The organism is Micromonospora sp. NBC_00617, assembly GCF_045161355.1.
GTDB lineage: Bacteria > Actinomycetota > Actinomycetes > Mycobacteriales > Micromonosporaceae > Micromonospora.
This window is the reverse complement of record NZ_CP107751.1, coordinates 5,512,490-5,534,566: the sequence shown is the minus strand read 5'-3', so window position 1 is coordinate 5,534,566 and position 22,077 is coordinate 5,512,490. Positions and strand designations below refer to the sequence as shown.

General features: G+C 72.1%; 21 protein-coding genes, 1 pseudogene and 1 riboswitch. Of the genes and pseudogenes, 15 read left to right on the top strand and 7 right to left on the bottom strand.

The features are described from left to right. Positions 1-29 precede the first annotated feature (29 nt). The 4 genes from OG505_RS25445 (at position 30) to mqnP (ending at position 3,469) form a co-directional block, all read left to right on the top strand. Positions 30-836 carry a Scr1 family TA system antitoxin-like transcriptional regulator gene (locus OG505_RS25445; protein WP_405428249.1) on the top strand — a complete coding sequence of 269 codons (807 nt, stop codon included), beginning with the start codon at positions 30-32 and terminating at the stop codon, positions 834-836. After that, the gene (locus OG505_RS25440) at positions 827-1,015 is read left to right on the top strand and encodes a DUF397 domain-containing protein (protein ID WP_405428247.1); all 189 of its coding nucleotides are present in this window, start codon (positions 827-829) and stop codon (positions 1,013-1,015) included. Before OG505_RS25445 ends, OG505_RS25440 begins: the two co-directional genes overlap by 10 nt. Positions 1,016-1,097: 82 nt before the next feature. Then, the gene (locus tag OG505_RS25435; RefSeq protein WP_405428245.1) at positions 1,098-2,558 is read left to right on the top strand and encodes a menaquinone biosynthesis decarboxylase; all 1,461 of its coding nucleotides are present in this window, start codon (positions 1,098-1,100) and stop codon (positions 2,556-2,558) included. Continuing rightward, positions 2,558-3,469, top strand: coding sequence for a menaquinone biosynthesis prenyltransferase MqnP (gene mqnP / locus OG505_RS25430; RefSeq protein WP_405428243.1), 912 nt, complete (start codon positions 2,558-2,560; stop codon positions 3,467-3,469). The genes OG505_RS25435 and mqnP overlap by 1 nt, the downstream gene beginning before the upstream one ends. 2 nt (positions 3,470-3,471) lie before the next feature. Here mqnP and OG505_RS25425 read toward each other — a convergent pair whose 3' ends face one another. Continuing rightward, positions 3,472-4,434, bottom strand: a complete 963-nt coding sequence (locus OG505_RS25425; protein WP_405428241.1) for a terpene synthase family protein — start codon at positions 4,432-4,434, stop codon at positions 3,472-3,474. 160 nt (positions 4,435-4,594) lie between these two features. On the opposite strand from OG505_RS25425, the gene OG505_RS25420 reads away from it, so the two are divergent. Then, positions 4,595-5,224, top strand: a complete 630-nt coding sequence (locus tag OG505_RS25420; RefSeq protein WP_357573568.1) for a UbiX family flavin prenyltransferase — start codon at positions 4,595-4,597, stop codon at positions 5,222-5,224. Positions 5,225-5,324: 100 nt separating this feature from the next. Here the strand turns inward: OG505_RS25420 and OG505_RS25415 are convergent, their stop codons facing one another. Beyond that, entirely contained in the window at positions 5,325-5,591 is a 267-nt protein-coding gene (locus OG505_RS25415; RefSeq protein WP_007454516.1) for a BldC family transcriptional regulator, read from the bottom strand. Between the two features lie 269 nt (positions 5,592-5,860). On the opposite strand from OG505_RS25415, the gene OG505_RS25410 reads away from it, so the two are divergent. Genes OG505_RS25410 through OG505_RS25400 form a run of 3 tightly spaced genes read left to right on the top strand, consistent with a single transcriptional unit; the run spans position 5,861 to position 8,329 of the window. After that, the gene (locus OG505_RS25410; RefSeq protein ID WP_405428237.1) at positions 5,861-6,319 is read left to right on the top strand and encodes an Lrp/AsnC family transcriptional regulator; all 459 of its coding nucleotides are present in this window, start codon (positions 5,861-5,863) and stop codon (positions 6,317-6,319) included. 56 nt (positions 6,320-6,375) lie between these two features. Continuing rightward, positions 6,376-7,206, top strand: a complete 831-nt coding sequence (locus OG505_RS25405; RefSeq protein WP_405428235.1) for an SDR family NAD(P)-dependent oxidoreductase — start codon at positions 6,376-6,378, stop codon at positions 7,204-7,206. A 31-nt stretch (positions 7,207-7,237) separates the two neighbouring features. Further along, on the top strand, positions 7,238-8,329 hold the full coding sequence (locus tag OG505_RS25400; RefSeq protein ID WP_405428233.1) for a PLP-dependent cysteine synthase family protein: 1,092 nt from the start codon (positions 7,238-7,240) through the stop codon (positions 8,327-8,329). An 84-nt stretch (positions 8,330-8,413) separates the two neighbouring features. Here OG505_RS25400 and OG505_RS25395 read toward each other — a convergent pair whose 3' ends face one another. The 3 genes from OG505_RS25395 to OG505_RS25385 form a co-directional block, all read right to left on the bottom strand. Further along, complete coding sequence (locus OG505_RS25395) at positions 8,414-9,034, bottom strand: putative glycolipid-binding domain-containing protein (protein ID WP_405434700.1); 621 nt, start codon at positions 9,032-9,034, stop codon at positions 8,414-8,416. Positions 9,035-9,143: 109 nt separating this feature from the next. Continuing rightward, entirely contained in the window at positions 9,144-11,168 is a 2,025-nt protein-coding gene (locus tag OG505_RS25390; protein ID WP_405428231.1) for a DEAD/DEAH box helicase, read from the bottom strand. A gap of 259 nt (positions 11,169-11,427) precedes the next feature. Further along, a complete protein-coding gene (locus OG505_RS25385) occupies positions 11,428-11,910 on the bottom strand; it encodes a hypothetical protein (RefSeq protein ID WP_405428230.1) in 483 nt (160 codons plus the stop codon). A gap of 49 nt (positions 11,911-11,959) precedes the next feature. Here OG505_RS25385 and OG505_RS25380 point away from each other — a divergent pair, with 49 nt between their 5' ends. After that, complete coding sequence (locus OG505_RS25380; RefSeq protein ID WP_405428228.1) at positions 11,960-12,607, top strand: hypothetical protein; 648 nt, start codon at positions 11,960-11,962, stop codon at positions 12,605-12,607. A 9-nt stretch (positions 12,608-12,616) separates the two neighbouring features. Beyond that, positions 12,617-12,769, top strand: coding sequence for a hypothetical protein (locus OG505_RS25375; protein ID WP_405428226.1), 153 nt, complete (start codon positions 12,617-12,619; stop codon positions 12,767-12,769). A gap of 552 nt (positions 12,770-13,321) precedes the next feature. Here OG505_RS25375 and OG505_RS25370 read toward each other — a convergent pair. Continuing rightward, positions 13,322-14,872 carry a C40 family peptidase gene (locus OG505_RS25370; RefSeq protein WP_405428224.1) on the bottom strand — a complete coding sequence of 517 codons (1,551 nt, stop codon included), beginning with the start codon at positions 14,870-14,872 and terminating at the stop codon, positions 13,322-13,324. Positions 14,873-15,109: 237 nt separating this feature from the next. On the opposite strand from OG505_RS25370, the gene mqnE reads away from it, so the two are divergent. The 3 genes from mqnE (at position 15,110) to OG505_RS25355 (ending at position 17,081) form a co-directional block, all read left to right on the top strand. Further along, positions 15,110-16,279, top strand: a complete 1,170-nt coding sequence (gene mqnE, locus OG505_RS25365; RefSeq protein WP_354853815.1) for an aminofutalosine synthase MqnE — start codon at positions 15,110-15,112, stop codon at positions 16,277-16,279. A gap of 23 nt (positions 16,280-16,302) precedes the next feature. Beyond that, complete coding sequence (locus tag OG505_RS25360) at positions 16,303-16,740, top strand: hypothetical protein (protein WP_405428222.1); 438 nt, start codon at positions 16,303-16,305, stop codon at positions 16,738-16,740. Between the two features lie 62 nt (positions 16,741-16,802). Continuing rightward, entirely contained in the window at positions 16,803-17,081 is a 279-nt protein-coding gene (locus OG505_RS25355) for a DUF4229 domain-containing protein (protein WP_405428220.1), read from the top strand. Between the two features lie 109 nt (positions 17,082-17,190). Here OG505_RS25355 and OG505_RS25350 read toward each other — a convergent pair whose 3' ends face one another. Beyond that, on the bottom strand, positions 17,191-18,528 hold the full coding sequence (locus OG505_RS25350) for a C39 family peptidase (RefSeq protein ID WP_405428218.1): 1,338 nt from the start codon (positions 18,526-18,528) through the stop codon (positions 17,191-17,193). 212 nt (positions 18,529-18,740) lie between these two features. Between OG505_RS25350 and OG505_RS25345 the strand changes: the two are divergent. Both OG505_RS25345 and OG505_RS25340 read left to right on the top strand, forming a co-directional pair. Further along, positions 18,741-20,617 (top strand): annotated as a pseudogene (locus tag OG505_RS25345) (M14 family zinc carboxypeptidase). 176 nt (positions 20,618-20,793) lie between these two features. Beyond that, a riboswitch (cobalamin riboswitch) is annotated at positions 20,794-20,858 on the top strand. A gap of 110 nt (positions 20,859-20,968) precedes the next feature. After that, a complete protein-coding gene (locus OG505_RS25340; RefSeq protein WP_405428216.1) occupies positions 20,969-21,898 on the top strand; it encodes an ABC transporter substrate-binding protein in 930 nt (309 codons plus the stop codon). The last annotated feature ends 179 nt before the right edge of the window (positions 21,899-22,077 follow it).

The following is a 22,077-nucleotide window of genomic DNA, read 5'->3' as shown; positions in this document are numbered from 1 at the left end:
CCGATGTTCACGGCGGAAGGTGGTGCGCAGTGACCTCAGTGGTGTCCACGGCGACGCTGATCCAGGAGCAGCTCCGCCGGTCGCGGCTCGCGGCCGGGCTGAGCCAGGAGGAGTACGGAAAGAAGGCGCACTATTCACCGTCCATGGTGTCCTCGGTCGAGCTGGGCCACACGGTGCCCAACGAGGCGTACCTGAAGCGGGCCGACGAGGTGCTCGACACGGGCGGCCTGCTGACCTCGCTCCGAGATCTGGGTCGGCGCGACAGGGAGCCGGTGTGGTTCCGCCCCTGGCTGGAGGTCGAGCGGGTCGCCACCCAGTTGCGCTGCTTCGGGGCGACGATGATCCCCGGGCTGTTGCAGACCGCCGACTACGCCCGTGCGGTGTTCCAGCTCGACCTGGGTCTCACCGCCGAACGGGTGGAGGAGTTGGTGGCCGCCCGGCTGGAGCGGCAGGCGATCCTCGACCGGGAGCATCCGCCGCAGCTCGTCGCAGTGATCGACGAGGCCGCGTTGCAGCGCTTCGCGGAGGGCTGCGCCGGGGTGTTGGCGGGTCAGCTGCGGCACCTGGTGGCGTGCGCCCGCCGCCCGCACATCCGGGTGCACGTGCTGCCACAGCAGGTCGGGCTGCACGCCGGCCTCTTCGGGCCGTTCATCCTGGGCCGCACCGCCGACGGCAGTTGGCTCGGCTTCCTCGACAACCAGACCGGCGGCACCGCCGTGGACGACATCTTCGAGGTGGCGACCCTGCTCGGAAGGTGGGAGAGTCTGCGCAGTGACGCGCTGCCCCGGCAGCAGTCCATCGACCTGCTCGAGGAGATCGTGAAGCCATGGATCTGACCGGAGCCCGCTGGCGCAAGTCCACCCGGAGCGGCAACGACGCCGGCGCGTGCGTCGAGGTCGCCGACAACCTGCCCGGCCGGGTGCACGTCCGCGATTCCAAGGACCGCGACGGCGGCCTGTTGACCTTCACGCCGGCCGCGTGGCGGGCCTTCGTCGAGTCTGCCCGCACCCACTGACCCGGCGCTGACCACTGGCCATCGCGGGCGTCACACCACCCGCCGTGGGCCGCATGGCACCCGGTGCGGGAGACTGGCAACCATGGCGGCTCGTGGCTTCCCGTACACCGATCTCAAGGACTTTCTCGCGGCGCTGGAGCGCGCGGGGGAGCTGCGTCGGGTCGACGTCCCCGTCGACCCGACCCTGGAGATCAGCGAGGTGGTCACCCGCACCGTGCGCGCCGGTGGGCCGGCGCTGCTCTTCGAGCACCCCACCCGGGGCGAGATGCCGGTGGCGATCAACCTGTTCGGCACCGAGAAGCGGATGGCGATGGCCCTCGGCGTCGACTCGCTGGACGAGATCGGCGCCCGGATCGGCGCGCTGATCAAGCCGGAGCTGCCGGTCGGCTGGTCCGGCATCCGCGAGGGCCTCGGCAAGGTCATGCAGCTCAAGTCGGTGCCGCCGCGCAAGGTCAAGACCGCGCCCTGCCAGGAGGTCGTCTACTCCGGCGACGACGTCGACCTGGGCCGGCTGCCCGGCCTCCAGGTGTGGCCCGGCGACGGCGGGATCTTCCACAACTACGGGCTGACCCACACCAAGCACCCGGAGACCGGCAAGCGCAACCTGGGCCTCTACCGGCTCCAGCAGCACGGCCGCAACACCCTCGGCATGCACTGGCAGATCCACAAGGACTCGACCGCGCACCACGCGGTCGCCGAGCGGCTCGGCCAGCGTCTGCCGGTCGCGATCGCGATCGGTTGCGACCCCGTCGTCTCGTACGCGGCCAGCGCGCCGCTGCCCGGCGACATCGACGAATACCTGTTCGCCGGGTTCCTGCGGGGCGAGCGGGTGGAGATGGTCGACTGCCTCACCGTCCCGTTGCAGGTGCCGGCGCACGCGCAGATCGTCCTGGAGGGCTACCTGGAGCCCGGCGAGCGGCTGCCCGAAGGCCCGTTCGGCGACCACACCGGCTACTACACGCCGGTCGAGCCGTTCCCGGTCCTGCACATCGAGACAATGACCATGCAGCGCGACCCGGTCTACCACTCGATCGTCACCTCGAAGCCGCCCCAGGAGGACCACGGCCTCGGCAAGGCCACCGAGCGGATCTTCCAACCGCTGCTCAAGCTGATGATCCCGGACATCGTCGACTACGACCTGCCGGCCGCCGGGGTGTTCCACAACTGCGCGATCGTCTCCATCCGCAAGCGCTACCCGAAGCACGCGCAGAAGGTGATGAACGCGATCTGGGGCGCGCACCTCATGTCGCTCACCAAGCTGATCGTGATCGTCGACGAGGACTGCGACGTGCACGACTACAACGAGGTCGCCTTCCGCGCGTTCGGCAACGTCGACTACGCCCGGGACCTGCTGCTGACCGAGGGGCCGGTGGACCACCTCGACCACTCGTCGTACCAGCAGTTCTGGGGCGGCAAGGCCGGCGTCGACGCGACCCGCAAGCTGCCCACCGAGGGCTACACCCGCGGTTGGCCGGAGGAGATGACCATGGCCCCGGAAGTCGCGGCCCTGGTCGACAAGCGCTGGAAGGAGTACGGGATCTGATGGCCGTCCTCGACGCACCGGTGGAGAAGCCGGGCCGGGTCAAGTCCTTCCTCAGGCTCGTCGCGATCGAGCACTCGGTGTTCGCGTTGCCGTTCGCCTACCTGTCGGCGCTGACCGCCATGCAGGTCAACGGCGGGCACGTGCGGTGGCTCGACCTGCTGCTGATCACCGTGGCGATGGTCGGCGCGCGGACGTTCGCGATGGCCGCCAACCGGATCCTCGACCGGCGCATCGACGCCCGGAACCCGCGTACCGCCGGACGGGAACTGGTCACCGGTGCCGTGAGCGTGCGGACGGCCTGGACCGGCGCGGCCGTCGCGCTGGTGGTGTTCCTCGTCGCCGCCGCGCTGCTCAACCCCCTCTGCCTGGTGCTGGCGCCGCTCGCCGTGGTGCCGCTTGTCGTCTACCCGTACGGCAAGCGGTTCACCAACTGGCCGCACGCCATCCTCGCGATCGCCCAGGCGGTCGGCCCGGTCGGCGCCTGGCTCGCGGTCACCGGCACCCTGGACGGCTCCTGGCCGGCCTGGCTGCTCGGCGCGGCGGTCGGCCTGTGGATCGGCGGCTTCGACCTGATCTACGCCTGCCAGGACTCCGAAATCGACCAGGAGATCGGCGTGCACAGCGTGCCCGCCCGGTACGGTCGGCGCTTCGCCCTGCACGCCTCCACCGTGGCGCACGTCGTGACGTTCGCGCTGTTCATCTGGTTCGGCGCGCTGGTCAGCTTCGGCTGGCTCTGGTGGATCGGGCTGGCGTTGACCGCTGTCGCGTTCGGCTACCAGCACCTGGTGGTCAGCCCGACCGACCTCAGCAAGGTCAACCGGGCGTTCTTCACCGCCAACGGGTTCGTCGGCATCGCGCTGTTCGTGTTCGCCCTGCTCGACCTGGTGATCCGCCTCGACCTGCGCCCCTAGGGCTAGGCGTTGGTCGGGTAGCGGGCGCTCTCCAGCGTCCAGTCGATGGTGCCGCGCACCGCGTACGCGACCCCGTCGAGATGGTCGGTGACCGCCTCGTCCAACGCCGGCCCGAACGACGGCACGGCGGCGCGGAGCGCCACGAACTGTCGCATCGACTCCCGCCAGCGCTCGGCCACCCGGTCGACCGCCTCCGCCGACGACACGCCCTGCTCGGTCTGCGTGGCCAGGACCAGGTTGTGCCCGCCCGAGGTGGCCCGGTCCCGATCCAGCGAGGCCACGTCGTTGTACCAGGAGAGCAGGTCGTTGCCGGTGCGCGCGATCTGCCGCAGCAGCGGGTGGTGGTAGACCGGGTCGGGCAGCGGTCGGCCGCTGACGAACTCCACCAGCGGGTACGACACCTCCGCCGCCGAGGTTTCCCGGCGCAACTCGACGTACTCGCCGACGCTGGGGCGGCGGCCGGCCTCCTTGTTGACCGCCTCCCGCCAGGTGCCGTCGAGGTGCCGGGCCACCGCGTCGGCGAAACGCAGTCGCCACCGCGCCGGCATCCGGCGGCGCGGCTCCCGCCAGGCCAGCACCAGCAGCCGCCGCAGCGGACCGGTCAGGCCACCGTGCCGGAGCCGGGGGCCGTCGTGCAGCAGTGCCAGCGTTCCGTCGCGCAGCGCCCGGATCTGCGCCGGATCGAGCCGGTTCGGCCCGTCACACGCGTCGTCGACGAGGAAGAACCAGGTGAAGAGGGCGGTCAGCACCCGCAGGTCGGCTTCGCCGGCGGCCGGGTAGAGCCGCCCCGCGTACCGGGCGAAGCCGCCCCGGGCCAGCCGGTGCAGCGCGGCGTCGTCCAGCGGCAGACCCAGCTCGGGCAGCAGACCGAGCAGCCACTGCTGGACCCGGTCCGCATGCGGCGAGAGCCGGGCAGGAATCGGGCACTCAGCGCGCAGCGCCCAGAGGACCTCGCCGGTCGTCACCCTGCCTCCCGCGCGATCTGCTTCCGGCGCGAATCGCCACCGGCAGCATGTCAGGTCGGCGGGACAAGCAGATACCCGCCCGGACATCTCGGACGGCTCGCGTCGACCGGATCCCGGGGGTGCCCACCGGCGTGCGACGTCGACCAGGCAGGCTGAGGGCATGCGGGAACCATGGGTGGTCGGGGTCTCCGGAGCCTCCGGCACGCCGTACGCGGCGGCCGTCGTCGGCGGGCTCCTCGACGCGGGCGAGCCGGTGGACCTCATCGTGTCCCGGGCGGCCCGGCTCACCGTGCTCGACGAGACCGGCCGGTCGTTCCGCGACGCGCACTGGGCCGAGGACCTCGCCGCCTGGCTCGGCCGGGACCTGACCGACGCGGACGTACGGCACTGGCCGGCGGGTGACCTGGCGGCCGGGCCCAGCAGCGGCTCCTACCGGGTCCGCGGAATGGCCGTGGTGCCCGCGAGCACGGCGGCCTGCGCGGGCATCGCGATCGGGCTCTCCAAGGACCTGCTGCAACGCGCCGCCGAGGTCAATCTCAAGGAGCGTCGGCCGGTGGTCGTGGTGCCCCGGGAGACGCCGGTGACCCGCAGTCACCTGGAGCATCTCATCGCGTTGCACGACGCCGGCGCGGTGGTGCTGCCGGCCAGCCCCGGCTTCTATGGCGCGGGCGCGGCGGCCAGCGCGCAGCAACTGGTCGACTTCGTGGCCGGCAAGGTGCTGGACGCGCTCGGCGTGCCACACACCCTGTTCCGCCGCTGGTCCGGCCAGCTTGGCGCGGCCCGGGGCTGAGCCATCGGCTCAGACCGTTCGGCCGTGACGCCCGACGGATTGTCGCAGTGGGACGCGGACCGGACTGGTGTCCGGTCCGCCTGACGTTGTCCGCACCAGTTCAGTACATGCCGGCGTTGGCCGGACCCGGCCCGGTGGAGGCAGCCGGACCCACGTTGCGTGGCTTTCCGACCTCGTCCACCTCGTCCAGCATGCCCTCCCCCTCAAGCAGGGCCCGCACCTCGGATTCCCGAAACCGGCGATGCCCGCCTGGAGTCCGGATGCTTCCTATCCGGCCGGCCGCCGCCCATCTCGTCACAGTTTTCGGGTCCACCCGAAACAGCGCGGCGACCTCACCCGGTGTCAGCAGGCGATCTCCAGTGTCCACAGCCCCCTCCTCGCGTCGACGAAGCCCCTGGCTGAACACACTGCCCCCGGCTGGTGCGAGCCCAGAGCCGTCATGAGGGACGTATGGCAATTACAGCACCAGGGACCTGGCCTGTCCGCCAAACGCGAAAAATGCACTGACTGGGAAGTTAGTAAATGGTACTGGTGCAACCCCTACCTAGACCGTCAGTTTGTGAACGGTTACTCACTGTTCTGACCAACGGATGCCGAAGGCATCACGTTACGCCCAACCCGTTAAGGTCACTCTCCGTGGACGCCATCGACCTGAGCCTCGTCGACCTGCTGCGGGGCAACGCCCGCCTCTCGTACGCCGAGCTTGCCCGACAGGTGGGCCTCTCCGCCCCCGCCGTGCACGAACGCGTCGGCAAGCTGGAGAGCAGCGGCGTGGTCCGGGGCTACCGCGCGGACGTGGAACCCGAGGCGATCGGGCTGGGTGTCACGGCGCTCATCGGCATCGTCGAGGACTCCGGCGCGGACTCCGACGACATGCTGGAGTCGCTGCGGGTGCTGCCCGAGATCGACTCCTGCTACTTCATGGCCGGCGTCGAGTCGTTCCTGCTCAAGGCCCGGGTCGGCACGATCGCCGAGCTGGAGCAGCTCATCGTGCGGCTGAACCGGACCCCCGGGGTCGCCTCCACGCGCACCGCCATCGCCCTCTCCACCAAGTGGGAGAACCGCCCCCAGCCGGTCGGTCGGCAGCCCGCCTGACCCTGCTGCGCCGCGTACCCCTGGAGTCGTCCGGCGCACGGCGGTAGCGTGCGCCGATGACCTCGCCGGGACGCGGCGCGGCCGTGGTGACCGGGGCCGCCGGCGGCCTGGGCCGCGCCGTCGCCGCCGCGCTGCACGCCGACGGCTGGTCGGTGCTGCTCACCGACCTCGACCCGGCCGCGGCAGCGGCCGCCGCCGTGCCGTTCGGTGGCTGGTCGGCCGCACTGGACGTCCGCGACGAGGCCGCGTGCGCCGAGATCGCGGCGACCGCCGCGAGTCGAGACGGCCTCGGCCTCTGGGTCAACAACGCCGGCATCCTGGTCACCGGCCCCTCCTGGCAGCACGACGGGCCGACCCGCCGCCGGGTGCTCGACGTCAACGCGCTCGGCGCCATGAACGGCACACTCGCCGCGCTGGCGGTCATGCGCGACCAGGGCCACGGCCACGTCCTGAACATCGTCTCGCTGGCCGGGCTCATCGCCGCACCCGGCGAGACGGTGTACGCCGCCAGCAAGCACGCACTGCTGGCGTTCAGCCTCGGTACCCTGTCCGACCTGCGGACGGCCGGGTACCGGCGAGTGCACGTCTCCTGCCTCTGCCCGGACGGCATCTGGACCCCGATGCTGCACGACCGGCTGGACGACCCGGGCGCGCTGGCCTCGTTCACCGGGTCGATGTTGACCTCGCAGCGGGTGGCCGCCCGGGCCGCCCGGCTGGCCCGCCGGCCCCGCCCGGTGGTCAGCCTGCCCCGCTGGCGAGGCGCCCAGGTCCGGCTGCTGGACGCCCTGCCCCGACTCGCCGTCGCACTGAGTCCTCTCGTCCAGGCCGTCGGCCGGGCCGGGCAACGCCGACAGTCACGCCGGTCGACGCCTCCGGACCGCGGCTGAACGCTGCCGGCCTGCTTGCTAGGTTTCCCGCGTGACTCATCTCGACCGGTGCGACGAGGCCAGCCGCAGCTGGGTGACCGAGGCGATCGCCGCCGTCGAGGCGGACGCCAACCGCTCGGCCGACACCCACCTGCTGCCGTTCCCGCTGCCCCGGGCCTGGGGAATCGACCTCTACCTCAAGGACGAGTCGTCCCACCCGACCGGCTCGCTGAAGCACCGGCTGGCCCGTTCGCTGTTCCTCTACGGCCTCTGCAACGGCTGGATCGGGCCGCGCACCACGATCGTCGAGGCGTCCTCGGGCTCCACGGCGGTCTCCGAGGCGTACTTCGCCCGGATGCTCGGGCTGCCGTTCATCGCCGTGATGCCCGCCTCCACCTCGCCCGAGAAGATCACGCAGATCGAGTTCCAGGGCGGCCGCTGCCATCTGGTGGACGACCCGGCGGGCGTCGTGGTCGAGGCCCGCTGGCTGGCCGAGGACTCCGGCGGCCACTTCATGGACCAGTTCACGTACGCCGAGCGGGCCACCGACTGGCGGGGTAACAACAACATCGCCGAGTCGATCTACGCGCAGCTGGGGCTGGAACGCCACCCGATTCCGGCGTGGGTCGTCGTGGGCGCCGGCACCGGTGGCACCAGCGCGACCATCGGCCGGTACGCCCGCTACCGCCGCCTGGCCACCAAGCTCTGTGTCGTCGACCCGGAGAACTCCGCCTTCTATCCGGCCTGGCTGGCCGCCGACTGGTCGGTACGCACCGGCCGGGGCTCCCGCATCGAGGGGATCGGTCGGCCCACCGTCGAGGCGTCCTTCCTGCCGTCGGTCGTGGACCGGATGGTCCAGGTGCCGGACGCCGCCTCGCTGGCCGCGATGCGCGCCGGCTCGGCGGTGCTCGGCCGCCGGGTGGGCGGCTCCACCGGCACCAACCTGTGGGGTGCGTTCGGCCTGATCGCCGAGATGCTCGCCGAGGGCCGGACCGGCTCGGTGGTCAGCCTGATCTGCGACGCCGGTGACCGCTACGCCGACACGTACTACTCCGACGACTGGCTGGCCGCCCAGGGCCTCGATCTGGCACCCCATGCCGCCACCATCGAGCGCTTCCTGACAAGCGGCGCCTGGCCCGCCTGAGCAGCGCTTCCCTGCCCGCAGGTCGCGCGGGCTCCGGCCTGCGCGCGGGCCCGGCTTCGGCGGCGGCCCGTCAGATCGGCTCGGTCACCGTGGGTCGATGCGCTCCGCCAGGCCGGGGTAGCGCACCACGTAGCCGTCGGCGTCCAGGTCGATGTCCGCCGTGAAGGTGCCGCTGGCGAACCGGACCCGCCCCGGCCCGAGCCCGGTGTAGATCTGCTCGGCCGGCACCACCTCCAGGCCGGGCAGCAGCACCCACGCGACGGTGATCCGGCGCGGCATGTCGGCCGGCCCGCTGGTCAGCCCGAGCCGGCGCACCGGGACGGCGTTGAACAGCGGCGAGCCGCTCAGGTCGACGTCGAGCGCCTCGGCCAGACGATCCGGGTCGTCGGTGCCCGGCAGGCCGGACCGGGGATGCCCGGCCCTGGTCAGCGCCGCGTCCAGGTCGCCCTGCTCGGCCGTGGTCACCCGCCACCGGGACGCGGCCCGCTCCAACGTCACCCGGCGCAGCCAGCCCGACCCCTCGGCCTCGACCTCGACGCGGGCGGTGCTCCAGTCGGGCGCCGTGCTCAGCCGGTAGCGGGCGGTGAACGGAATCGGGTCCACGGCGAGCAGCGTGCCCCGCGCCGCCAACCCGTCGCCGTCGGTGAACAGAGCCTGCTCACTGCCGGCGGTGTCCGTCCGGGACCAGAAGATCGACTTCGCCATGGTCGCCATGAGCCGGACGTTACGCGACCGGACCGACATCGGCCACGGCATGCGAGAACGCCGCCGCGAAGCGTGCGCTCCGCGACGGCGTTCCGGTGGATCAGTGGGATCAGTGGGTACGCGCCGGCGGCCGGCCGCCGAAACCGCGACGGTCGTCGCGCGGCCGGTCGTCCCGACCGCGGCCCTCGGAGCGGTAACCACCCCGGCTGTCCCGGTCGGCGAAACGCCGCTCACCGGTCGGCCGGTCACCCCGGTCACCCCGGTCACCCCGGTCAGCCTGCGGCCGGTCGCCGAAGCGCCGCTCGCCGGTGGGCCGGTCGCCTCGGCCGTCCCGGTCGCCGAACTGCGGCCGGTCGCCGTAGCGCCGCTCGCCGGTGGGCCGGTCGCCGTACTGCCGGTCGCCGGTCGGTCGGTCGCCGTAGCGGCGCTCGCCCTGCGGACGGTCCCCGTACTGCCGGTCGCCGGTGGGTCGGTCGCCGTAGCGGCGCTCGCCGGTGGGCCGGTCGCCGTACTGCCGGTCACCCCGGTCAGCCTGCGGCCGGTCGCCGAAGCGCCGCTCGCCGGTGGGCCGGTCGCCTCGGCCGTCCCGGTCGCCGAACTGCGGCCGGTCGCCGAAGCGCCGCTCGCCGGTGGGCCGGTCGCCGTAACCGCGGCTGTCCCGATCGGCGTAGCGGCGTTCGCCGGTGGGCCGGTCGCCGTACTGCCGGTCGCCGGTGGGCCGGTCGCCGTAGCGGCGCTCGCCCTGCGGACGGTCGCCGTAGCGCCGCTCGCCGGTCGGCCGGTCGCCGAAGCGCCGCGGGCCCCCGGAACGGTCGTCGAAGCGGCGTGCGCCGCCGGAGCGGTCACCGAAGCCGCGAGGCTCCGCCTCCACGCGAACCGGGACGCCGCTGGGCTCGCGGGCACCGATCAGCTCGGCCAGCACCGGGTCGCCGACCCGGACGCGGGTCTCGGCCGGCGCCACGCCGGCCTTCTCCAGCATGGCGAGGGTGGTGCGACGCTGCTTGGGCAGCACCAGCGTGGCGACCGCACCGGACTCGCCGGCCCGGGCGGTGCGGCCAGCGCGGTGCAGGTAGTCCTTCGGGTCCTTCGGAGGGTCGACGTGCAGCACCAGGGTGACCCCGTCGACGTGGATGCCCCGGGCCGCCACATCCGTGGCGACCAGGACGTTCATCCGGCCCTCACGGAACTCGGCCAGGGTCTTGGTCCGCATTCGCTGGGTCTTGCCCCCGTGCAGCCCACCGGCCCGTACGCCGACCGCCGCGAGCTGCTCGACGAGCCGGTCCACACCCAGCTGGGTGCGGGCGAAGACCATGGTCCGCCCGTCCCGAGCGGCGATCGACGCGGCCACCGGGAACTTCTCGTGCGGCGGGATCAGGAGCATGTGGTGATCCATGGTGGACACCGACGCGGTGGACGGCGCGGTGGAGTGGGTCACCGGGTCGTTCATGAACCGCTTGACCAGCGCGTCGACGTCACCGTCGAGGGTGGCCGAGAAGAGTAGCCGCTGACCATTGGCCGGCGTCTTCGCCAGCAGTTCGGTCACCTCGGGCAGGAAGCCCATGTCGGCCATCTGGTCGGCCTCGTCGAGCACCGTCACCTCGACGTCGTCGAGCTGGCAGATGCCCCGCTCGATCAGGTCGCCGAGTCGACCCGGGGTCGCCACGATGATCTCCACGCCGCGCCGGAGCGCGTCGATCTGGCGGTCGTACGGAACGCCGCCGACGGCGGTCTTCAGGAACACGTTGAGCGCCTTGCCCAGCGGCAGGAGCGCGTCGTTGACCTGCATGGCCAACTCACGAGTCGGAACCAGGACCAGGGCGCGCGGACGCATCGGCCGGGCCGGGCGACCGGCGGCGACCCGGGCCAGCAGCGGCAGGCCGAAGGCGAGCGTCTTGCCCGACCCGGTCTGCCCACGGCCCAGCACATCCCGGCCGGCGAGGGCGTCCGGAACGGTGGCCCGCTGAATCTCGAACGGGGCGGTGATGCCCTGGCGGGCCAGGGCACGAACCAGCGGCTCGGGCAGGCCCAGGCCGGCGAAGTCGATCGGCTCGACGGTCTCGGACGGATTGTGCTCGGTCGAGACCGGCTCGGCCGCGAGGACGCTGGGCGCCTCCGGGGCAGCGTCGATCGCCACCGGGGCGGAATCGAAAACGGACGAAACGGTGCTGGAGTCAGCAGAGGTGGTCAACAAATGCCTTTCGAGCGGGGCGCATCTTCGCGATGGCCTGCCGCGGCTGTGCCGCCGGATCGCCCGCAAGATCGCCCAAGGGCGCGCACCACGCGCGCCGGGTCAGTGATCTCGACCAGTGTACGGCGGTTCGGCGAAGTCGCCAGCCGGTTGACCGACGGTAGTGGGCGGACTCACGAACCCGCGAACCCGCCCGGTCGCCGGATCAGCCGTTGAGCACGCCGCCCACCAGGCCGTCCAGAGCATCGTTCGCGAGCAGGACGACCAGCACGCTGATCCCCACCAGCAGCCCCAACGCGGCGATCAGAACGATCACCACCCGGGTGTTTCGCGATCGCTCGGTCGGCGTGTCCGACCAACCCTGAGCGAGGATGTGCCCGGTCAGCGAGCCGGAATTCTCCACCGCCGCGTTGGCCGGCAGGGCGACCGTGGCGAACCCCGGCCCCTCACCGCCGCCGTAGACGGTGCCCGCCAGGTCGGTGCCGCCGTCGCGCCTTCCGGCGTGTGGGCCGACCGGCGCGTCCCGTCGGGCGGGGCCTCCCGGCGGCGTGGTCGTCCGGTAGCCCGTACCACCGGTCGCCGGCGTGCCGGCGGTGGACGGTGGCCAACTCGGCAGCGCGGGCGCGGGCACCGCCGGTGGGGCCGAGACCGGAGCCTCGGCCCGGACGCCGCCCGGGGCCGACGACACGGCCTCCGACGTTGGTGCCGCCGACGACACGGCACCCGACGTCCATGCATTGCTCGGGGCCGACGACGTGGCCTCGGACGTCCATGCGTTGCTCGGGGCCGACGACGTGGCCTCGGACGTCCATGCGTTGCTCGGGACCGGCCAGGCGGCATCCGACGTCTGTGCGCTGCTCGGGGCCGACGGTGCGGCATCCGGCGACGGCTGTGCCCCGGTCGGGGCAGGGTGCGAGGCGCTGACGGTTCGCGGTGCGGCGTCGGTCACGGACGGCCAGGCGGCCGGCGGCGCGGAGACCGAGGCGGTGGCCCGTACGCCCGGCGTGCCGATCGTCGCCGGGGGCGGCGGGAACGGTGGTGCCGGCATCGGACCGGGCGGCGGCGGTGGCGCGGGCACCGGCGGGCCGGGCGGCGGCGTCGGAGGCCCAGGGACGGGTGGTGTCGGCGGGCCCGGCATGGGCGGCAGCGGCGAGGGCGGCGGCACCGGTGGTCCTGGCACGGGCGGCACCGGGGACGGTGGCGGCGTGGGGAAGGGGCCCGGCGTCGGCGACGGACCGGGCGGGTACGGACCCGGACTCGGCGCGGGCTCCGGGTCACCCGGGCCGGGTGGCGTCGGTTCCGGGGTCGACGGCTCGGGAGGCTGCACCGGCTCCGGAGGCTGTGCCGGCTCCGGTGGTTCGGGATTGACCGGCCCGGACCGGTAGACGGCGGACGTGCTGGCCCGGGAGTCCGGCGTGCCCTCGCTGCCGGCCACGACCCGGCTGCTGCCCGGCACCGTGGCGCTGGCCCGCGCCGGAGCGGTCGAGGCGGCCCGCTGGCCGGGCAGCGGGACACCTACCGGGCTGGCCGAGCCGGTCGCCCGGTAGGTGGTCGCGCTGGCCGGAGCGTTCGCCGGGAGATCACCGGGCAGCGCTCCGACGGTCGCGACGCTCGCGCGCGCCCGCACCGGGGCCGCGACGGTCGAGCCAGGGGCAGCGTCATTCGGCGCCGGCTGTTCAGCGCCCGCCTCGCGGGGCTGAGCGGTGGCAGCGTGGTCGGCGGGAGCGTCGTCAGTACCAGCGTCGTTCGCGGCGTCGTCCTCTGGCGCGGCGGCCTTCGCGTCGTCCGCGGCCCTTGCGTCGTCGTCCGCGGCCTCCGCGTCGTCCGCGGCCTTCGCGTCGTCGGGGGCGGCCTTCGCGTGGGGCGCGGGGGCCTTCGCGTCGTCGGCGGCAGCCTTTGCGTCGGGCGCGGGGACCTTTCCGTCGAGCGGGCCGGCCTCCGTCAGCGCGGATTCGACACTCTCCGCCGGATCTCTCTGCTCGGCCATCTCCGCCCTCCGCGCCACGCTCGCACCCGGCCCGTGACATCGGACCGGATGTGCCTGCTTGTCACCGTGCCACAGATCGCCCCGGGCGGACAGCCGGAGCCCGTGTGGCGACTCAGCCGGCGGTGCTCGGGCTGTTCGTCGGGCCGTCGCTGGACGTCCCGCTCCGGCTGATGGACGGTGTGGCGGCCGCGGAGGCCGACGCGCTGGCCGGCGTCGTGGTGGGTGGCGGCGGCAGGGTCGTCGGCGTGTTGGTCGGGCTGCCCGTCGGCGTCGGCGTGTTGCCGCCGGTCGGCTTCGGGGTCGGGGTGCCGGTGGGCGTCGGGGTGGCCGATCCGGTCGGCTTGGTGGTCGGCTTGGTGGTCGGCGTCGGCGTCGGCTTCGTGGTGGGCGGGGTGGGCTTGGTGGGCGGGGTCGGCTTGGTGGTGGCGGGCGGCGGAAGGGGCACGTTCGGAGTCGGCACCGCGCCGATCACCCGGGTCGCGGCGTAGAGCCGGGACCAGCCGACCACCGAGATCTTGACCACGTCGCCGGTCGTAGGCGCCTGCACCATCTTGCCGTTGCCGATGTACATGCCGACGTGGTGGATCGTGGTCCAGCTGCTGCCGGAGGCGAAGAAGAGCAGGTCGCCGGGGAGCAGTGCGCTCTGCGGCACGGTGCGGGAACGGGTGGCGGCGTACTGGTCGCGGGAGACCCGGGGCAGGTCGAAGTAGTCGGCGCCCGGGGACCGGTACGCCGCCCACATCAGACCCGAGCAGTCGAACTCGTCCGGCCCCTCCTCCGACCACTTGTACGGGTCGCCGAGCTGGGCGAGCGCGTACCGGACGGCGGCCAGCGCCCGCGGGTGCGCGGACATCCCGCTGCTGCTCTGGCCGACGACGTAGCCCGCGCCCAGTTGCTGCTCGGTGGCCTCCTGCTGACGCTCGATCTCGATCAGCTGCGCGGCGTTGTCCCTGCGCAGATTGAGCAGGCTGGCCTCGGCGGTGCGCAGCGTCTTCTCGCCGGTGGCGAACTCGGCCTCGGCGGCGTCGACGGCGGCCTTGGCCGTGGTGTGCGCCTGGTAGGCGGCCTGCTCGTTGGCGCGGGCCCGGGACAGCTCGCCGGCCACGGCGGTGGTGGCGCCCTCGACCTTCTCGCCCCGGTTGATCCGCTGGAGCCGGCTCAACCCCTGGATGTCGTCGGCGAAGTCAACGGGCGGCAGGGCGGCGGCTGCCTTGACCGCGTCCGAGGCGGCCGCGTCGGCTGCCTGCTGGGCGCGGAGGAGGGCGTCCTGCGTGGTCGCCAGCACCTTGCCGGCGGCGGCGAGCTGGGCCTGCGCGTCGGTGCGTTTCTGCCGGGTCAGCAGGAGTTGGTCGCCGAGCAGGCCGACCTGGCTCTCGGCGGCGGCGATCTGGGCGGCCAGCGGGCCGGCGCCGATGTTGACCACCGGCGGGGCGGGGATGCCGGCGACGGGCGGGCTGCCAGGCAACTGCGGCGCCCCGATCGACGGCGGGCGGGCGCCGGTGTCCGGCACCGTCGGGGGCACGGCGGGCTCGGCGTACGCGGGAGTGGCCAGCACAGCGGCGGCGATCGCGCCGAGCAGGGCTGCCCAGAGCTTCGGTCGCAGCACCGGCGAGATCAGCGGGCTCCGTCGTCGCTGCCGTCGCCCGCGCCCGCTGTCGACCATTCCACTCCCCGTCCGGTGCTCGGCGCCGCGCTCGGTGGGCGCGGCCGTCGGGACGGTACCAGTGTGTGAGTTCCGCCCCACCTTGTCTTACCGCACGCCGGCAGTGATGTCGATGCATCGGTGGGTTACGGGAGGCTGAGAGTCCGGTGAAGTGGGTCGCTGCCGCCGACCGTGCCGCCGGGGCCACCGGAACGCCGACGTACCCTCGGGAGGGACCGCAGGTGGAAGGGGCATGCCATGGACGCCGGACTCAAGCGTGAGCTCGAAGCGAAGGTGTACGCCGGTGAGCGGCTGAGCCGCGAGGACGGCATCGCCCTCTACGACAGCGACGACCTGACCTGGTTGGGGCGGCTGGCGCACCACAAGCGCACCGAGCTCAACGGCGAACGGGTGATGTTCAACGTCAACCGGCACCTCAACCTGACCAACGTCTGCTCGGCGTCCTGTGCGTACTGCTCGTTCCAGCGCAAGCCGGGCGAGAAGGACGCGTACACGATGCGCATCGACGAGGCTGTCCGCAAGGCCAAGGAGATGGAGGACGAGCAGCTCACCGAGCTGCACATCGTCAACGGTCTGCACCCGACGCTGCCGTGGCGCTACTACCCGAAGGTGCTGCGCGAGCTGAAGGCGGCGCTGCCGAACGTCAAGCTCAAGTGCTTCACGGCGACCGAGGTCCAGTGGTTCGAGAAGATCAGCGGCCTGAGCGCCGACGAGATCCTCGACGAGCTGATGGACGCCGGCCTGGAGTCGCTGACCGGCGGTGGCGCGGAGATCTTCGACTGGGAGGTCCGGCAGCACATCGTCGACCACGCCTGCCACTGGGAGGACTGGTCGCGTATTCACGCCCTGGCACACCGCAAGGGCATGAAGACCCCGGCGACCATGCTGTACGGCCACATCGAGGAGCCCCGGCACCGCGTCGACCACGTACTGCGGCTGCGCGAGCTGCAGGACGAGACCGGCGGCTTCGCGGTCTTCATCCCGCTGCGCTACCAGCACGACTTCGTGGACTCGGCGGACGGCAAGATCCGTAACCGGATCCAGGCGCGCACCACGATGGCCTCGCCGGCCGAGTCGCTGAAGACGTTCGCCGTGTCCCGGCTGCTCTTCGACAACGTGCCGCACCTGAAGAACTTCTGGGTGATGCACGGTCTCTCGGTGGCCCAGCTCTCGCTGAACTTCGGTGTGGACGACCTGGACGGCTCGGTGGTCGAATACAAGATCACGCACGATGCCGACTCGTACGGCACCCCGAACACCATGCACCGCGACGACCTGCTGCACCTGATCTGGGATGCCGGGTTCCAGCCGGTCGAGCGGGACACCCGCTACAACGTGGTCCGGGAGTACGACAAGGCGCCGTCGCTGGCCGAGCGCCGCGCCGAGCCGCAGCAGGTCTGGGCCTGAGGCACCACGTACCCTCGCAGTCGATGACCGAGCAGCGCGGATCCGAGCAGCAGAGTGGGTTTCCCCGGCGGGACGCCGAGGGACGTGTGCGTACCCTGGGCGACCTGCTCGGGGTGTGCCTGGCCGGCCTGGTCATCGGCGTGTTGGCGCTCGTGCTGTTCGAGTGGGCGTTCGCCTCGTTCGGCGCTGGCGACTTTGGCCACACCAACGGTTGGCTGGCGGTGATCCTGCCGGCCTGGCTGTTCTGGGACGACTTCCGGGCCTGGAGTTTCGGCGCGGCCCGGGTGGTGGCGGCTTTCGTCGCGGCGGCGGTCGCGCTGCTCGTGGGGCTGCTGGTCGCCGGGCTGGCCGCCGGGTTCCCGCCGTTGCTGTCCGGCGCGTTGGGGGCGGTGGCGTTCACCGTGGCGTACGCGCTGGTCTGGTTCCCCGGCGTCCGTTGGCTGGCCCGCCGGACCGGCTGACCCGACCAGGTTGACTCTTCCGCCGGCACCGGCGGCTGACGGAGAGAACGGAAGTGGTGCAGGTGAGCGCGGCGGTCAAGTACACGCTGGGCCGGATCGGGCTGTTCGTCGCCGTGCTGGCGGGTCTCTGGCTGGTCGACATGAACGTCTTCCTGAAGCTGATGCTGGCGCTGGTCTTCTCCGCCGCGCTCTCCTTCTTCCTGTTGCGCGGCTGGCGCGACGAGATGGCCGAGGAGATGGCCAGTGCCGCCGAACACCGCCGCACCGAGAAGGAACGCCTCCGCGCGGCCCTGGCCGGCGATGACGACCGGCCCGACGAGGCTGAGCGCCGGCAGCCGTAGGGCCGGAACGCCGCCCCACCGCCGTGATCAAGAGGTTTGCGTCACCAGGACGGCTTCCGGTGACGCAAACCTCTTGATCAACCGCGTTCAGCGCAACCGGCGTCTGGGCCTACCAGTTGGTGGAGCCGGGGACCTTGGGCCAGGGCTTCGAGGTGGGCTTGATGAGGTACGCGATGCCGCCCGAGCCGCCGGAGACTCCGCCGCTGGCGTTGGTGCGCTTGGTTCGCAGCCAGATCTGCTCGAACTGCGCCCGCTTGTAGACGTTGCGCACGACGTCGTTGCTGGACGAGGCGGGGTCGTTCACGATCACGTCGCCGTCGGCCGTGAAGCCGACCACCACGAACAGGTGCCCGGAGGTGCCGTAGTTCGCCCCGTCCAGCTCGCTGGCGAGGAAGGACTGGCTGGTCACGACGGGGATGCCGGCGGCGATGAAGCGCTCCAGCTCGTCCAGCGAGTGCAGCCGGGTCACCCGCCCCTCCAGTCCGGGGTAGCTGGCCGCGTACGCGGTGTTGAACGGCCAGTTGCCGGCACCGTCGTACGCGTAGTCGAAGGTCATCCGGGCGGCGTGGTTGACGGTCGGGTCGGGATAGGTCGGGTCCACCCAGGAGGTGTCGGCCTCCGACGGCTTGCGCCCCCAGAACTCGACGACCATCTCGGTGGAGGTGGGTGAGCACCACGCCTCGCCGCCGCCGTCGTACTCCGGGTAGTGCCCGGAGTGCACGTTCTGCGAGTAGCGCGGCACCGGCAGCTCGACACCCCAGGCGATGTGCCCGGCGCTCGGCGGCACGGTGAACCGGTCCGGCACGGTGGAGCTCATCGCGCCGAGCATCCGCACCACCGGCGCGGCGGTCTGCCCGGGTGCCCGGTAGAGGGTCAGCCGCAGCTGGTACGACCGCAGCAGCACTCCGGCGTCGGCGTCGTCGATGCTGAAGGTGTCGGTCCAGATCGTCGACCAGGGGTCACCCTGCTTGTTGACGCTGGTCCGCTTGATGTCGGTGTCGCCGGAGGCCCAGCGGCCCATGACGTACCACGGGGTCTGGCCGCCGCTGGTGTAGCTGCCCTGCATCTCCACCTGGATCCAGGTGCCGGCGGGGGTCTCCGCGTTCCAGGAGGTGATCAGCTCGGTCGCGTCGAAGCCGATCCGGGTCACCGGCGAGGTCCAGGTGCCGTACTCCCAGGCGCGGGTGATGCCGGTGTGCGGGTCGGCGTATTCGATGGTGCCGGCCGGGCGGGCCAGGGTGACGCCCGCCCGCGCACCGGGCACGACGCGAGTGCCGTCCCGGCTGCCCCGGTGCCAGTCGGCGGGGCCGGACCAGTCCTGGAAGGTGATCTGCTCGTCGTGGGTGGGGGCAGGCGGCCGGGCCGCCGTCGCGGGGGTCGCGGTGGCGAGCAGGGTGAGCGCGCTGACGCCGGCGAGGGCGGCCGCGTGCAGGCGGGAGGAGGCCATGGGTGCTCCGCGGTGTCGAGTGGGGGCATCGTCGCTGGTCAGTTTTCCGCTTGGAGGGAAGTTTCGCCAGATGTTCAGCGACGGAAAATCTTTGCCGCAGCGATGGTCAACCTGGGATGGAGAAGGTAGCGATCAATATTGATATGACCATGTGACTGATGGTGAAGTGTGCTTCACCGAGCGGGACATCCCGCCCTCCGAGGAGGTAGTCCATGACCCCGGGCAGACCCCACCCTCTCCGTCGCCTCCTGGTGCTCGCCGTCGTCACCGGGCTGGGAATCGTCACCGTCGCCGCCGGACCGGTCGCCGCCCAACCGGCACCGGATCGCACTGCCGAGCCGGCCGCCGCCGGCTACCGGGTGCTCGGGCCCCGGACCCTCGCCGACCGCAACGCGGTGGCCCGCACCGGGGCCGCCATCGACTACTCCGAACACGGCGTCCTGTACGTCTCGGCCACCGCCGGCGAGGCCGCCGCCATCGGCAAGCTCGGCTTCCGGCTGGAACCGCTCGCCCGCCACCGAACGCCGAACGCGGCGCCGGTGAGATGGGCACGCTGACGTTCCCGCCCGCCGACTCCAACTACCACGACTACGCGGAACTGACCGCCGTCGTGAACCAGGTCGTCGCCGACCACCCGGCCATCGCCCGCAAGATCAGCATTGGTACGTCGTACGAGGGCCGCGACCTGATGGCCGTGAAGATCTCCGACAACGTCGGCACCGACGAGAACGAACCGGAGATCCTGTTCAACGCCCAACAGCACGCCCGTGAGCACCTGACCGTCGAGATGGCGATCTACCTGCTCAACCTCTTCACCGACAGCTACGGCAGCGACTCCCGGATCACCAACATCGTCAACAGCCGGGAGATCTGGATCGTGCCGACGGTCAACCCGGACGGCAGCGAGTACGACATCGCCACCGGCTCCTACCGGTCCTGGCGCAAGAACCGCCAGCCCAACAGCGGCTCGTCCAACGTCGGCACCGACCTCAACCGCAACTGGGGCTACAACTGGGGCTGCTGCGGCGGCTCCTCCGGGTCGACGTCGTCGGAGACCTACCGCGGCCCGTCGGCGTTCTCCGCGCCCGAGACGCAGGCGCTGCGCAACTTCGTCAACAGCCGCGTCGTCGGCGGCGCCCAGCAGATCAAGGCCAACATCGACTTTCACACCTACTCGGAGCTGGTGCTCTGGCCGTACGGCTACACGACCGCGAACACCGCCACCGGGATGAGCGCCGACCAGTACAACACCTTCGCCACCATCGGCCAGCAGATGGCGGCCACCAACAACTACACCCCGGAACAGTCCAGCGACCTGTACATCACCGACGGGGACAGCCTCGACTGGATGTGGGCCACCCACAACATCTGGGCGTACACCTTCGAGATGTACCCCGGCTCGTCCGGCGGCGGCGGCTTCTACCCGCCCGACGAGGTGATCACCGCGCAGACCACGCGCAACCGGGAGGCGGTGCTGCTGCTCAGCGAGTACGCCGACTGCCCGTACCGGGCCATCGGCAAGCAGTCGCAGTACTGCGGCGGTGGCGGCGGCACCACGGTCTGGTCGGACACCTTCGAGACCGCCACCGGCTGGACCACCAACCCGGCCGGCACCGACACCGCCACCCTCGGAGCCTGGGAACGGGGTGCCGCCCAGGCCACCACGTCCTCCGGCGCCAAGCAGCTCACCCCGTACGCCGGATCCAACGACCTGGTCACCGGGCGGCTCGCCGGCTCGGCGGCGGGTGACTACGACCTCGACGGTGGGGTGACCAGCGCCCGGTCCCCGGCGGTGACCCTGCCGTCCGCCGGCACGCTGACCCTCTCGCTGGCCTGGTACCTGGCACACGGCTCGAACGCCTCGTCGGCCGACTACCTGCGGGTGAGCGTGGTGCACAGCGGCGGCACCACGGCCCTGCTCACCCAGGCCGGCGCGGCCGCCAACCGCAACGGGACCTGGGCGGTGGCGAACCTCAACCTCACCCCGTACGCCGGCCAGTCCGTCCGGATCCTCGTCGAGGCTGCGGACGCCTCCGACGCCAGCCTGGTGGAGGCGGCTGTGGACAACGTCACCATCACGGCCTCCTGATCGGGTGGGGCCCCGCTCCGCCCCCGGCGGGGCCCCACCACCCGCTCCGAGACTCCAGATTCGGGACATATGCCGCCCCTGCGACCGCGAGTCGATCGACGAGTGCTGATCAACACTTGATCGATTCGGCACGCCCCGGCGGTGCGCTACGGTCTTATCGACCACTCCGCAGCGAAGCCGGTGCGAAACCGGCGCTGTCCCGCAACTGTGATGCCCCGCCCGACGGCGGGGACGAGCCAGGTCGCCTGCGGAGGGGTCGCGACACGCGCTCTCGAGGAAGGGCGCCTCGTGGGCGGGCGTACTAAGTCCTGTCGGCGAAGCACCACACTCCTCGACCGACAGGAGGCCCCCATGTTCAGACGTACCCCTCGGCTCCTCGCCGCGACCCTCGCGGTCGCCGCGCTCGCCCTCGGCGCCTGCGCCGAGAAGACCGACGACAAGCCGAGCGCGGGCACCGCCGCCGCCAGCTACCCGGTGACGGTCGGCGCGCTCACCCTCGACAAGCGTCCCGAGAAGATCATTTCGCTCTCGCCCAGCGCCACCGAGATGCTCTTCGCGATCGGTGCCGGCCCGCAGGTGAGCGCGGTCGACGACCAGTCCAACTACCCGGCCGACGCGCCCAAGACCGACCTGTCCGGCTTCCAGCCCAACGCCGAGGCGATCGCCGGCAAGAACCCCGACCTGGTGGTGCTCTCCAACGACATCAACAAGATCGTCGACCAGCTCGGCAAGCTGAAGATCCCGGTGTACCTGACCCCCGCCGCCACCACGCTGGACGACTCGTACCGGCAGATCACCGAGCTGGGCACCCTGACCGGGCACGCCGACCAGGCCGCCGACGTCGCCGGCCGGATGAAGGACGACATCGCCAAGCTGGTCAAGGACCTGCCGCAGCGCGCCGAGAAGCTCACCTACTACCACGAGCTGGGCCCGGAGCTGTACACCGCGACCAGCAAGACCTTCATCGGCTCGCTCTACAGCCAGGTCGGCCTCGCCAACATCGCCGACCCGGCCGACGCGGACGGCAAGAACGGCGGCTACCCGCAGCTCTCCCAGGAGTTCATCGTCAAGGCCGACCCGGACTTCGTCTTCCTGGCCGACTCCAAGTGCTGCCAGCAGAACAGCGATTCGGTCAAGGCCCGCAGCGGCTGGGGCGGCCTCACCGCCGTGAAGAACAACCAGGTGATCACGCTGGACGACGACGTCGCCTCCCGGTGGGGCCCGCGGGTCGTGGACCTGCTCCGGGTGATCATCGACGCGGTCGCCAAGGTGCCCGCGTGATGACGACCCGTCGGTGACCGGGACGCCGATGGCCGCCCCGCCACCCACCACCCCGCCGGCCGGGACGCCCTCCTCGTCCCGGCCCGGCGGGCTGCCGCCCGTCGCTGGGCTACCGTCTGCCGGCCAGCCCGGCGGACCGCCGTCTGCCGGCCAGCCCGCTGGGCTGCCGTCTGCCGGCG